Annotated in this window: 12 protein-coding genes; 11 read left to right on the plus strand and 1 reads right to left on the minus strand. The window is 60.4% G+C overall.

What is annotated here, in order from left to right; translation table 11 throughout:
* The first annotated feature begins 1 nt into the window (after nucleotide 1).
* From P9239_RS07655 to P9239_RS07670, 4 genes are all read left to right on the plus strand, one after another.
* A complete protein-coding gene (locus P9239_RS07655) occupies nucleotides 2-886 on the plus strand; it encodes a VOC family protein (protein ID WP_309749911.1) in 885 nt (294 codons plus the stop codon).
* Nucleotides 883-1,692: a class II aldolase/adducin family protein gene (locus P9239_RS07660; protein WP_309749912.1), complete on the plus strand. Its 810-nt coding sequence runs from the start codon at nucleotides 883-885 to the stop codon at nucleotides 1,690-1,692. Before P9239_RS07655 ends, P9239_RS07660 begins: the two co-directional genes overlap by 4 nt.
* Nucleotides 1,693-1,706: 14 nt before the next feature.
* Nucleotides 1,707-2,897: a 2-methylaconitate cis-trans isomerase PrpF gene (gene prpF, locus P9239_RS07665; protein WP_309749913.1), complete on the plus strand. Its 1,191-nt coding sequence runs from the start codon at nucleotides 1,707-1,709 to the stop codon at nucleotides 2,895-2,897.
* Nucleotides 2,898-3,079: 182 nt separating this feature from the next.
* Nucleotides 3,080-4,294, plus strand: a complete 1,215-nt coding sequence (locus P9239_RS07670; protein WP_309749914.1) for a porin — start codon at nucleotides 3,080-3,082, stop codon at nucleotides 4,292-4,294.
* 37 nt (nucleotides 4,295-4,331) lie between these two features.
* Here P9239_RS07670 and P9239_RS07675 read toward each other — a convergent pair whose 3' ends face one another.
* The gene (locus tag P9239_RS07675) at nucleotides 4,332-5,186 is read right to left on the minus strand and encodes a LysR substrate-binding domain-containing protein (RefSeq protein WP_309749915.1); all 855 of its coding nucleotides are present in this window, start codon (nucleotides 5,184-5,186) and stop codon (nucleotides 4,332-4,334) included.
* A 164-nt stretch (nucleotides 5,187-5,350) separates the two neighbouring features.
* On the opposite strand from P9239_RS07675, the gene P9239_RS07680 reads away from it, so the two are divergent.
* The 7 genes from P9239_RS07680 (at nucleotide 5,351) to groES (ending at nucleotide 13,416) form a co-directional block, all read left to right on the plus strand.
* Nucleotides 5,351-6,568 carry an FAD-dependent monooxygenase gene (locus P9239_RS07680; protein ID WP_309749916.1) on the plus strand — a complete coding sequence of 406 codons (1,218 nt, stop codon included), beginning with the start codon at nucleotides 5,351-5,353 and terminating at the stop codon, nucleotides 6,566-6,568.
* Between the two features lie 22 nt (nucleotides 6,569-6,590).
* On the plus strand, nucleotides 6,591-7,460 hold the full coding sequence (locus P9239_RS07685; RefSeq protein WP_309749917.1) for an isocitrate lyase/PEP mutase family protein: 870 nt from the start codon (nucleotides 6,591-6,593) through the stop codon (nucleotides 7,458-7,460).
* A 199-nt stretch (nucleotides 7,461-7,659) separates the two neighbouring features.
* On the plus strand, nucleotides 7,660-9,000 hold the full coding sequence (locus P9239_RS07690; RefSeq protein ID WP_309749918.1) for an MFS transporter: 1,341 nt from the start codon (nucleotides 7,660-7,662) through the stop codon (nucleotides 8,998-9,000).
* 5 nt (nucleotides 9,001-9,005) lie between these two features.
* Nucleotides 9,006-9,791 (plus strand): substrate-binding domain-containing protein, encoded by a 786-nt coding sequence (locus P9239_RS07695; RefSeq protein WP_309753930.1) that lies wholly within the window; start codon nucleotides 9,006-9,008, stop codon nucleotides 9,789-9,791.
* 87 nt (nucleotides 9,792-9,878) lie between these two features.
* Nucleotides 9,879-10,181 (plus strand): hypothetical protein, encoded by a 303-nt coding sequence (locus tag P9239_RS07700; protein WP_404980064.1) that lies wholly within the window; start codon nucleotides 9,879-9,881, stop codon nucleotides 10,179-10,181.
* Between the two features lie 822 nt (nucleotides 10,182-11,003).
* Complete coding sequence (locus P9239_RS07705; RefSeq protein ID WP_309749919.1) at nucleotides 11,004-11,927, plus strand: hypothetical protein; 924 nt, start codon at nucleotides 11,004-11,006, stop codon at nucleotides 11,925-11,927.
* 1,195 nt (nucleotides 11,928-13,122) lie between these two features.
* Nucleotides 13,123-13,416, plus strand: coding sequence for a co-chaperone GroES (gene groES, locus P9239_RS07710; RefSeq protein WP_159836846.1), 294 nt, complete (start codon nucleotides 13,123-13,125; stop codon nucleotides 13,414-13,416).
* Nucleotides 13,417-13,485 lie beyond the last annotated feature (69 nt).

The raw sequence follows: 13,485 nt of genomic DNA on the forward strand, positions 1-13,485 counted from the left end.
CATGCATTTGCGCAGCGTTGAACTGGAGATGCCGGATCGCGCGACGGCGGTCGAATTTCTCAAGAGCCCATGGGGCATGACGGAAGTCGGCACGCGTGGCGATACGACTTATCTACGCGGCACGGCAGGCCAGCACTACTCGGTCGCCATCATCGAGCGGCCGGCGCGCGCGTTACGGTCCGCTACCATCGTCGGCACCCGTGATGAGATCGAGACCGTGTACGAGCGGGCCGGGAAGGCAGGCTTGCGACGCGGGCCGTGGATCGAAGAATTTCACGAGCCGGGTCACGGTGCTGGCTTCTACGTCGCGGGACTCGAGGGCGAGCCGTTCCGCTTCGTTGCCGAGGCCGAGCCCGCACCGGCGGCGCTTTCCAACGAGCGCGCGAATCCCATCCGCATAGCGCACGTCGTGTTCAATACTCGCGACCGGGCTGCGGCATCGCGCACGCTCACTGAGGTCTTCGGCTTCAAACTGAGCGATAGCACGCGTTTCATGGACTTTCTACGTTGTGACGACCTGCATCATGTGATTGCGTATGCAGATTCGAAGCAGCCTACGCTCAATCACATCGCCTTCGAAATGAAAGATACGGATGCCGTGCTGCGTGGCATGGGACGACTCAAGGATGCCGGCTGTGGCACCGTCTGGGGACCGGGTCGTCACGGTCCGGGAGACAACGTATTCGCCTATTTCGTGGGACCGTTCGGCGCGTGCATCGAATACACCGCTGAAATCATGCGCGTCGACGACGACTACGTGACGGGGACGCCGGACACCTGGCAGTTCCCCAACGGTCGAAACGATCAGTGGGGCATCTTTAGTCGTGACGTCGAGGCAATGGCTGCGTCGGGCGATACGTTCCCTTACGCGTCAGTCGCGGCATGAACGCTCGTTTGCTCGCAGGAGTCGCGCTCATGCTGACCGCCGCGCACGCCTTCTCGCAGGACCGAGACGCGGATGACGCCCGCATTGCGGACGTCGTCACGGGGAGTCACATCCTCGCGAACGAAGGCATTCTGGACAGCTTCGGACACGTCAGCACGCGTTCCGCGAAGAACCCAAATCATATGTTCATGCCGCGCGCGATGCCGCCGGCGCTCGTCTCGCGCGCGGATATCGTCGAAGTAGATATCAGCAAAGACTGCAGCGCGGTGGATTCGAATGCGCCACGGTTGAATGGCGAACGCTTCATTCACTGCCGCGTCTATGCAGCGAATCCCGACGTGCAGTCGGTCATTCACTCGCATGATCTCGCGGTGATTCCCTTTGGTATCGCCAACGTGCCCCTGCGTCCGGTCGTGGCGCAGGCCGGATTCCTGCCGCCAGAGACGCCCCTGTTCGAAGTCCGCGATGCTTACCCGCCCGACGCGACGAAGCGTGGCGTGCAGGTGACGAACGCGCGGCTCGGAGATGCGCTCGCGAGCAAGCTCGGCAAGAAGCCCGCGATATTGATGGCGCGTCACGGCGAGACCGTGGTGGGCACATCGGTGCGCGAAGCGACCGTGCGCGCGCTCTACATTCATATCGACGCAGAGGCGCAGTTGGCGGGCATGCAACTCAACCCGGACATCACGCCGCTCGACGGGCCGGAACTCGCCGTCAATGCGACAGAAAACTTCGACAGCGACCGGCCGTGGCAAAACTACCTTTCGCGTCTTCACCGAGTGCAACACGAACAGCAGGTCCATTGAACAAAGGCATTGCGATGACTACGACCGCACCTCAGATCAAAGTTCCCGCCACCTATATGCGCGGCGGCACGAGCAAAGGCACCTTCTTCCGCCTCGAAGACCTGCCTGCATCGTGCCAGCAAGCAGGGCCGGCTCGTGACCGCTTCATGTTGCGCGTAGTGGGAAGCCCCGATCCCTACGGCAAGCAGATCGACGGCATGGGCGGCGCTACGTCCAGCACGAGCAAGTGCGTGATCCTTGCAAACAGCACGCGGCCTGACCATGACGTCGACTACTACTTCGGGCAGGTCGCAATCGACGCAGCGCTCGTCGACTGGTCGGGAAACTGCGGCAACCTCTCCGCAGCCGTCGGCGCATTCGCGCTGCACGCCGGGTTTGTCGACGCCGCACGCGTGCCGAGAAACGGCGTATGTGTCGTGCGCATCTGGCAGGCGAACATCAGCAAAACGATCATCGCGCATGTGCCCGTGACGGCGGGTCAGGTGCAGGAGACGGGTAACTTCGAACTGGACGGCGTCACCTTTCCCGCTGCCGAGATCATGCTCGAATTCATGGATCCTGCCGACGAAGGCGAGGACGGCGGCGCGATGTTTCCCACGGGCCACGTGGTGGACGATCTCGACGTACCCGGCATCGGCACGCTCAAGGCGACGATGATCAACTCCGGCATCCCGACCATCTTCGTCAACGCCAGCGACATCGGTTTGACGGGTACCGAGTTGCAAGACGACATCAACGGCGATGTCTCGCGTCTCGCGCAGTTCGAAGCCATCCGCATTGCGGGAGCGCTTCGCATGGGGCTCATCAAGACGCCCGAGGAGGCGGTGAAGCGTCAGCATACGCCCAAGATCGCGTTCGTCTCGCCGGCGGCGGATTACGTCGCATCGAGCGGAAAGGCTGTTCACGCGAGCGAATTCGATCTGCTTGTGCGCGCGGTGTCGATGGGCAAACTGCACCACGCGATGATGGGCACGGCGTCCGTCGCGATTGCGACTGCCGCGGCCGTACCCGGTACGCTCGTCAATCTCGCGGCGGGCGGCGGAATGCGTGAGGCGGTGCGTTTCGGGCATCCGTCGGGCACCTTGCGTGTCGGTGCCCAGGCCGAGCGGGTGAACGGTCAGTGGACCGTGACCAAGGCCGCGATGAGTCGCAGCGCGCGCATCCTGATGGAAGGCTTCGTGCGGGTGCCAGGCGACAGCTTCTAAACGAGCGTCTGACCGGGCCGTTGACGAGCATACGAAGCACGTGCGTCTGGTTGCGTCCGGTCGGATATTCCTCTTTCCACGACCGCCGTGCAGTAAGGAGAACGAAATTAGTAAAGGAACGAGTTGACACAAGAATGCTGGAATCTCATTCAGCGCAACCATGCCATCCATGGAGGAGATAAATGAAAAAGCAGACAATGGCCGTCGCAGCACTAGCGGGGATCGTTGCGAACGGGGCGTCGGCGCAGACCAGCGTCACGTTGTACGGACTCATCGACACGGGTATTCAATATCAAAGCAGTTCGACCTCGCTCGGTTCGACGTCGGGCGGGCGCTCTGTCGTCAAGATGTCGAACGGCGTGTGGCAAGGCAGTCGCTTCGGACTGACGGGCAAGGAGGACATTGGCGGTGGCACGCAGGTCATCTTCACCCTCGAATCCAGCTTCAATTCAGGGACCGGTGCGGCCGTGCCGACCAACGGCATGTTCGGCCGCCGCTCCTTCGTGGGTCTTACGAATCCCGCCTACGGCACGGTGACGATCGGGCGACAGTACACGTCGTATTACACGCTGCTTGTGCCGTATAGCCCGATCAATTGGCTGACGGGCTATGCAGGCGCGCATCCCGGCGATATCGATTCAATGGACTCCAGCTACCGCGCGAACAACTCGGTGCTGTATGTCTCGCCGTCGTTTCACGGGCTGACGGTGAGTGGCTACTATGCGCTCGGAGGCGTGCCTGGCGCGTTCAACCGCGGTTCGACCTGGAGCGCGGCGGCACAGTACCTGAACGGACCGTTCGGGATCGCGGCGGCGTTCTTGCGCATCAACAACTCGACGTTGGGCGGCGGCGCCTGGGGTGCGGATTCGACGACGAGCAGCGGCGGCTCTCAGCCGGGCGTGTCGGCGCTGACGTATGGATATCGCAACAATCAGGCGCAACAGCGCATGGCCGTGGCGGGCGGATGGCAGTTCTCGCCCGCGTTCGATATCTCGCTGTCGTATTCGAACGTACAGTACATTCCGGGCGTGAATTCGGGCTTCCGCGACGAAGCGATCTTCAACACAGGCGGGGCGGTGCTGCACTGGAAACCGCGTATCGAATGGGACCTGGCGGCGGGCTACGCCTACACGCGCGCAACTGAAGCGAACGGAGTGAAGAGCCCGGCGCATTACAGCCAGTTCAACTTGATGCAGTACTACAACTTGTCCAAGCGCACCGGGCTTTATCTGCTCGAAGCGTATCAACGCGCAAGCGGACAGACCTACGCGCTCAGTGCGAACGGAGTGGGTAGCATCATCGGCGCAACGGCCAATGTGGGCGATGGCATGAACAGCACGCCGTCGTCATCAGGAAGCCAGTTCGTCGGAATCGCCGGCATTATTCATCGCTTCTGATGAGGCAGGGCAAGGCGCTATCCGAGCGCCTTCTCCACTACAGCCGCAGCGTCCCGAGAGAATCGAAGAGACGGCGCGCAGCCGTGTTCGGCGACTGGCCGAGGTAGAGGTTATAAGACACGTCCGGAAGACGCGGGAGCCCTTCGGCTTCGCCCAGCACGCGGAAATCCGGGCCCATCATCTCGACAGAGCGCGCAGTCACGCCGAGGCCCGCTCGCACAGCCGCGCGAATGCCCGTCAGCGTCGGGGACGAGTAACTCACACGCCACGGCGTCTTCGCACGCTCGAGATGCTCAACCGCGATGCGTCGAAAGAGGCTCGGCTCATCTGCGGTAATCAGGTCCAGTGGCGAGCCGGGGTCGTAGTTATAGTCGGCGGCGCAAATCCAGACGGTCGGCGACGTGCGCAGCGTGATGCGCCGATGCTCCGGGTATTCCCGCGGCGAAATGGTCATGTCGATCTCGCCGCGCTTCATGGCCTGCATCAAGAAAGGGCTGCGGCCGACGTGGATGGTCATTCGCAAGCTCGGAAAGGCTTTCGAAAACCGTTGCAGGAGACTCGGAAGCATTGAATCCGCTACGTCTTCCGGCGCGCCGATACGCACTTCGCCGGTCAACACCGAGCCTGTGATTGCGGCGCACGCTTCATCGTTTAGAGCCAGCATGCGTCGAGAATATTCGAGGAGCTTGAGGCCCTCGGCGGTCAGACGCTTCGCGCGCCCTTGCTTCAGAAATAGTGTCTTTCCCAGTTGCGCTTCGAGCTTTTGCATCTGTTGCGTGACTGCGGATTGTGTTCGATGCACTGATTCCGCCGCCGCCGAGAATGATTCGCGCTCGACGATGGCCACGAAGGTACGCAACAGTTCGAGGTCGAGATTGACTATTACCGCCATGTTTCCACCCGCAAAGTTTCATAAGCCGAGCTAATGCATTCTAACGAAATGCTGGATTGTTTGTGCTCTGCCTGGTCCCGTATAGTTGACTTCAAGTTAAGCGGTTGCCGAGGGAGGTCTGCTCTGGCGACACGAACACAATGAATCAGGAGACACGCATGGTCATGAAGTGCCGAATCGCCATCGTCGGAGGAGGACTTGCCGGTGCTGCGACGTTGAACGCGCTGCACACCTTCGGCATCGAGGCGGAACTGTTCGAGGCGGCGCCCGCGCTGGGCGAGATCGGTGCCGCGGTGAGTTGCAGCCCGCAAGCGGTGAAGGCGCTGTGGGGCCTGGGTGCAAAGGGCCGTATCGATGCGGTGGGTCATCGCTCGCCGGGCGAATACACGCGCAATATGCAGTCGGGGGAATTCCTTCAATTTCGCGATCGCTTCAAGCTGGCCGAGAAGTGGGGCGCACCTTACTACTCGTTTCATCGCGCGGACTTGCTGGACGCGCTCGCCGCGGGGCTGGATCAGTCGCACATTCATCTTGGACATCGACTCGCATGGGTCAATGAGCGCAGTGATGCGGTCGAGCTCGTGTTCGAGAACGGCACCCGCGTCGAGGCCGAATATGTGATCGGCGCTGACGGCGTGAAGTCGGTGCTGCGTCAGGCGCTCTATGGCGACGACAACCCGACCTATACGGGGCAGATGGCGTGGCGTGCGCTGCTCGATGCGAGCATCGTGCCGGACTGGATTCTCGAGCCGAGCGGTCAGACCGAATGGGTCGGCCCGGGCGCGCATGTGCGGGCGTACTACATCCGGCAGAAGAAGCTGGTCAATATCGTGACGCAGCAGGACACGGCCGAGTGGGTCGAAGAGAGCTGGAACAAGCAGGGCGATCCGGACGAAATGCGTGCGAGCTTCGAGAACCCCGAGCCGCGTTTGAAAGAATTGCTGGGCTTGGTCACGAAGTGCATGAAGTGGGGTTTGTTTGCGCGGCCGATCAATGACAACTGGGGCCGTGGGCGCATTCAGTTGATCGGCGATGCGGCACACGCAATGGTGCCGAACGCGGGACAAGGCGCGTGTCAGGCGTTCGAGGATGCGTACATCCTCGGGCGCTGGCTGAGTGCAAGCGCCGATCCGATTCAGGCGTTCAACGAATTCCGCCGGGTGCGCATTCCGCGTGTGCATGGGGTGCAGCGTCTGTCGCTGGCGAACCTGCGCTTCAAGCACATGAAGGACAGTCAAGCGCAAAAGGAAGCCATCGTCACGGGCAAGGGCAGCGTGCACGGCACGAACGACTGGCTCTATGGCTTTGACCCGACGACCGACTGGAACAAGACGCCCGTCGTGGCCGAACAGTATGCCGACGCGCCTGCAACGGCTGCCTGAAGGGAATCAGACAGACATGGATATGAGCACCGTATCGACCCGTCAACGACTGAAGGCACTCGTAGAAGCTCGCCGCGGAGCCATCGTGCCGGGCGCGTTCAACGCGCTGTCGGCGCGTGTCATCGAGGACCTCGGCTATGAAGCTGTCTACGTGACGGGGGCGGGCGTGACGAATATGTACTTCGGCATGCCGGACCAGGGGTTCATGGGCCTCGCCGACATAGCGGATCACACGGCCCGTATCAGAGATGCGGTGACGCTGCCCCTCATCGTCGATGCCGATACCGGTTTCGGCAACGCGCTCAACGTCGCGCATACCGTGCGGACGCTGGAACGTGCCGGCGCGGACTGCATCCAGTTCGAAGACCAGGTCGCGCCGAAACGTTGCGGCCATTTTTCCGGCAAGGACGTCATCTCGACTGATGAAGCCGTGAACAAGATCCGCGCTGCTGTCGATGCACGTCAGGACGAGAACCTGCTGATCATGGCACGTACGGACGCGGCGGCGACGCACGGCTTCGAAGCCGCCATCGAGCGCGCGCAACTGTTCGCGGATGCGGGCGCCGACATCCTGTTCGTCGAGGCCGTGACGCAGCCCGACGAGGTGCGTGCATTGCCGTCGCGCCTCGCGAAGCCCCAACTGATGAACATGGTCATAGGCGGAAAGACACCCATCTTCAGCGCGGAGCAGTTGGGTGAACTCGGCTACGGCATCGTTCTTTATGCGAATGCTGCGCTTCAGGGCGCGGTAATGGGCATGCAGAAGGCGCTCGGCGTGCTGCGCAACGAAAAGCAGTTGCTCGAATCAAGCGGCCTTGTGACGACTTTCGCCGAACGACAACGTCTCGTCGGCAAGCCCGAGTGGGATGCGTTGGAACGACGCTACGCCTGAACTCATCGAGCGGCCTTCATACACACCATAAAAGCGGAAGACTCATTCCGTTGTCAATCAGCTTGAGACTGCGTCTTCGCTAAGGCGAGACGTCAAGGAGACAGAAATGGCAGATATGGCCCAGAGTCGGACCGATATTGCGGGCGCCGGCGTAGAGGCTGCGCGAGCGTCATCGTCGACATTGGCTGGGGTCAGGAGGATGACCTACACTGAATTTCTCGACGATTGCCCAATGACGGGCTTTCTATGGACGCTGCTCCTAGGCTGCGTGCTCGCCCAGATACTGGACGGCTTTGATTTTCAGACGACGTCGTTCGCGCTGCCGCTCATCATCAAGGAGTTTGCGATCAGTCCCGCGCAGGCTGGATTGATCGGCTCGGTGACCAACATCGGCCTGCTGCTGGGCGCTTTGTTGTTTGCTCCGCTCGCCGACCGCATCGGCCGTCGACCTATCTTCCAGTGGGCGCTTTTCGCCTATGCATTCGGCACGCTGTTGAGCGCCATCGCGCCGACATATGGCGTGCTTCTGTTGGCTCGCTTCATCACAGGCCTTGGTATCGCCGCCGAATTTCCCGTCGCGTTTTCGCTTCTCGCCGAGTATTCGCCGAAGCGGCTGCGGCATATCTTCGTCGGGTCGGGCGCAATCGGCTATTCGTTCGGATGGTTCGTGTGCGCGGTCGTGGCGACCATCGTCGTGCCGACCTTCGGATGGCGCGCCTTGTTCTGGATCGGAGTCACGCCTGCGCTCATGATCGTTTATGTGCGCCGCTATATTCCCGAGTCGATCCGCTTTCTGCTTCAGCAAGGGCGCACGGCGGAAGCGGCTGCCGTCGCGAGAAAGATCGCGGACGATGCAGGGTATGGCGCCATCGAACTGGTCGCCCCCGATTCGACCGCCGAAGTCCGTCCCAACGTTGGCCAGCAGTTCTCGGCGCTGCGCTTATCCGCACTCGCCATCATCGTGCTCGGGCTCTTTCAACTGGCGAACAATATTCAGGTCGTGGGCTTCGGTACATGGCTTCCGTCGATCTTCTTGCGGCAAGGCTTCACGCTCACGAAGAGCTTCACCTTCACGATGATCGTGTTGGCCGTGACGCCGCTGGGCCAGATCTTCGGCATGTGGCTGCAGGACAAGATGCCGCGAAAGTGGGCCATGCTCCTGCTCTCCGGCGCCAGCGCGGTGTGCTTCTTCGGCTTCGGCCTCTCGTTCGAGTACAAGTGGCCCATCGAGATCATCGTAGCCTGCGACGTGGGTTATCAGTTCTTCTCCGGCGGCGTGGTCCCGATCTTCTATACGTTGACCTCTGAACTCTTTCCGACGAAGTGTCGCGCGTTGGCCTCGGGCCTGGTCATCGCGGCTGCGCGTCTCGGGTCGATCTCGGGTCCGTACATTCTCGGGCTATTCCTTACCTTCGGCACGGTCATCCATCAGATCATCTACTACTTCACGATGCCACTCGTCGCCGCTGCGGTCATCCTGGTGCTGACCGTGAAGGTGGATTCGCGACAGAAGACGCTCGAAGAGGTTACGGAAAAATGATGACGATGACGCTTGCCCGCTATGTCAGATTGGTATTCGTCCCTGCGGCGGCATGTGCAACGATCACCGCATTCTCCGCTCACGCAGCCGAACTGGACGTTATGACGTCCGGAGGCTTCACGGCTGCCTATCAGGCACTCGGGCCTGAATTCACCCGCGAGACCGGCAATACGTTGCACACGATTCTCGGCCCTTCGATGGGACAGTCTCCCGAGGCCATTCCGAACCGGCTTGCGCGCGGCGAATCGGCCGACGTCGTCATCATGGTGGGCTACGCGCTCGATGGCCTTATAAAAGACGGCAAGGTCATGTCCGGCTCTCGCGTCGAGCTTGCCGACTCGCGCATCGGCATGGTCGTGAAGGCGGGCGCTCGCAAGCCGGACATTTCGACCGTCGACGCATTGCGGCAGACGCTCTTCAACGCTAAGTCGATTGCCTATTCCGACAGTGCGAGCGGCGTGTACATCAAGAACGAGATGTTCAGGAAACTGGGCATCGAAGAACGAGTCGCGCCGAAGGCGCATATGATTCCGCGCATTCCGGTGGCATCGGTGGTGGCGAACGGGGACTATGAGGTCGGCTTCCAGCAAGTCGCTGAGTTGCTGCCAGTCGCCGGCGTCGAGTTCGTCGGCAAGGTGCCGGAGGACGTGCAATCGGTCACGCGCTATGCGGCTGGCATCCCTGTCGGGGCGAAGCATCCTGAAGAGGCGCGAGACTTGCTGCGATTTCTTGCTTCGTCGGCCGCGCAAGCAACGGTGCGCAAGACCGGCCTCGATTCCGTCAAGCCTTAGACGCAAAGCGTTGATCGCAAGACAATGGCGGCGATTACCCGCCATATACTCGTACAAACACGTTCCCCCAACGACTGAGGAGTCATCGTGAAATTCAAGGCCGCAAACGTCGTCCTCTCATTCATCGTGGCTACTACGACTGCTTTCGTCGCCCCGCTCTCGCACGCGCAAGGTTCCGGTGCAACCGCTACCGACAGTACTCAAGCCGCACCGACCACCAAAGCGCAAAGGAAGGCAGCGCGAAAAGAGGCGCGCGCAAAGAAGAACGCGGAACTCAAGAAGCTGGAAGACGCGGGATACAACCCGGCAAGGGCTAACGACACGGACTATCCGCAGGACGTTCAGCGTGCGCAGAAGAAGGCAGGCGTAGGCGCGGGTGCGAGTCAATAAGGGAACAGCGAAGCCGCCGTTAGCGCGAGCACCGCGATGGGGCCGTCGCGGGGGAAAAGGTAGCCGTCAGTAGATGCGTCAGCCGTTCGGCGCACGACTCATGGGAAGGGCGGCTTAGATCCCGGTAGAACGCTGATGTCGCGATGGGGCGGGCCCGTACGTCGCCGGTTCACACGCCGCTTGCGAACATCAGCGGCAGGATGAGGGCTTGCCTCGATGCCCCATGCGCGGCGGCGACGATCGCCAGAAGCCGACAGAATGGACGCCACCGGTGCCCGTCACGAGCTTGATCGGTCCACGGAGCGGTTTCGATGGAACCGAGCGTATCCCGGAGCCGAACTTCGACGTGAGCGCCGGCGCACGAATCATCGACGCGCCGTCCGCGCAGCAGCCTCGGCAGGGAGCGGTTGCATGCAATCCTGCAATCACTCATCAGCGAGTCGCAGCGAACCGCTTCGCTCTGAGGGCGTCGACCTTACCGTCTGCTGATAGTCGAAGAGCCGACATTTCACTTAGGAACGTGACCGTCGCTTGCGCGCGCGAACGCGCGTTGACGAATGGCATCGGGCATCGAAGCGAGAATGGCAGCTTTCCGGCGGTGAGTTCGGGAAGCTGACTACCGCATCCCGACCTCAACTGGTCATTGGGCTTCTCGGTGGGCTACTTTTTTGAAACAGCGGTTTGCGCCGGGTAGAGACGTCATACAGTAGCTCGCTGCCTACTTAACACTACTGTTTTTCCCGTCTGTCACCTATATTTAAGCGCGGTCCTTCATGGCTTGGATGGCTGTCGCCACGGTCGTCATCATTGGAGCGGAAGATCATGCGCTTTTTTGCAAGGCGGCGCGTCCTGCCAACGTCAACAACCGCGACACTGATTCTTCTTTTACCGACGGCTACGTACAACGTGTGTAGCTATGGCTGCGACCTTCGTCGAGTCGCCAAGGCACTTACACAAAAGAGCAATGGCATGTTTGATTTCCGAGCGTTTGGCGATTGGGCCGGCACCGGAAAACTCGCGCGCGTTAGCGGCGCGCCAATGATCGTTAGAAGGTGGCCGCTACGGGAGTCTTTCAGTATCGAAGAGCATGCGACGAAGTCTAATGCAGAGCAGATAGCGGCTGTCGAAACCTATATAAGCATCGAAGACGCGGTTGCACAGGTCCAAGAGTTCGTAAAGCAGAATGATTCGCTCGCCGCTGCATTCGGGCGCTCCGTGGACGACGTCATTATCATCGCAATCGGTTCGGAAACTGTTGTCTCAGAGGACGGCGAGAATGAGTTCCAGGGCGACATCAGTCTTGATGCGTATTCTGCCCTCTGCCTGCCGGTAAGGCAAAAAGGCTCTGACGGATTCCTGGAGATTGGGAGTAGTGAAAATCTAACCGCAGGCGAGAAGGTTTGCTTTGTATCTCTTCGCAGGCTGGCCTTGGTCTTTCCAGAGATTGTGTTTACGGACAAGCCTGTTCGTGCAAGGTCCATAGCGGCGCGGTATATCACTTCTAACACTATGGCGTTCGTTCTTGGCTGCCTTTTCACTGAATCCCTGAGTCATCACAACACGACAGGCTGCATTAATGAAACAGCCTGGACAGGGGGGCGAGCGAGACAGTTATTTCGCCGAAGGGGTGTGCCAATTTTGTGCGCGACACTTTTCCACAGACTGTCGTCCACTCAATTCGACGCGGAGTGCAGGGAGTATTCTCTCCAGCGTCAGTGCCTGCTTGAGCACATCGAGGCGTTTTGACGAAATGGTGTCCAGCGACGAACGTTTTAGTTATTGGATTCAATTCGCGGCGACAACAATAGCGATCCAACTCATATGCGCATGGATTTTTGCAATCGTTTTTGGGAACGATTTCGACATCAAGCTAGTTCATTTGGCCTCGGGAAAAGATGGGATCTTGATACCGTTCCACTGGCTAACCGCGGCCGTTGTTGCCGTTGCTCTTGCTGCCACCGCTGCCCTGGCATACCGTCGATGGGACGTTAAGCAAAGTATCCCTTGACGTTGACTAACGACAATCGCGAATCCATCGATTACCGCACGTTCGCGGACATAGTCTGTTACCGCCCAGCCTGAGCGCTGAACGAGCGATGCTATTGGAAGCCCACCCGATTGCCGCCCTGAGAAGCAACCAGTCGCCCGTCACCAGCGAGCAAAGCAACGGACAAACGCGGCTTCTGGCCGAGCTAGGTCAAACGGTGAAAACGCAAGTTGCCGGCCGTCGCTCGGATCGCGATCTGCGCAAGCCCACCCGTTGCAGCCTTTCAGGGCAGCGCGAACCGCGTTGCCGTTGCCGAGGTACATCCGCCAATGCGGGCGGTTGCCCTTCGCGCCACACCGCCCCAACTCAGTTGCGAGCCACGAAGGCCGGAGAGTGATCCGGGCCGATTTTACTGAACTGATAGGAGCCACGGTACTGGTCAGCCGCTCGCCGTTGCGCGTGATTTCGCATAGATCTTGCCGAATCGGCCGAGCGACCAACTCAAGCGCGGGACCCTTTTGTGAAAAGGATAGCGGCCCACACCTCGCGCCCTCCGTCCGCCTGCTAGTTTAGCGAGACGCGCGTACCGGTTACCCGGGTATACCCTGCCATCGATCGGTGCCCCCGGACGTTTGCGCGGAAGCCGCTAAGACTGCGGCATCGATTGCCGCGCGTTCGCGGGTGAATTGCAAGCTAGTCCCAAAGTCCTTATCTGCTGAAGGAACTCGCGCGGCTGACGGATTGAATGCTCGCTACGAGTCCAGAGTCGAGTGAACAAAGTTCCAAGAACCTCGATGAGCGAGCAATACCGCCTGCCCTCCTTGAAATTGTCAAATCCGGTCCATATAATTGGCACTCACTGCACGAGAGTGCTAACAAGATTTCCGTCCGGCGGGCTCGGCCCAAAGGACGGGCTATCCCGCGTTTTCAGTCTCATTCAAGAGAGGAGTGTGTATGAACCTTCGTCCTTTGCACGATCGCGTCATCGTCAAACGTCTGGACCAGGAAACCAAGACCGCATCGGGCATCGTGATCCCGGAAGCAGCGGCAGAAAAGCCGGATCAAGGTGAAGTCCTGGCCGTCGGCCCGGGCAAGCGCGATGACAAGGGCACGCAAAACGCCCTCGACGTGAAGGTGGGCGACCGCGTGCTCTTCGGCAAATACGCCGGCCAGACCGTCAAGGTCGACGGGCAGGAACTGCTCGTCATGCGCGAAGAAGACATCATGGCCGTTCTGGTCAACAAGTAAGCATTCTTCCTGTAAGCCGGACTTCGCGCCTGAAGGGCAGCGAGCCGGCACACTGAATCGAATCAAGGA

This window comes from Caballeronia sp. LZ062, from assembly GCF_031450785.1.
Taxonomy (GTDB): Bacteria; Pseudomonadota; Gammaproteobacteria; order Burkholderiales; family Burkholderiaceae; genus Caballeronia.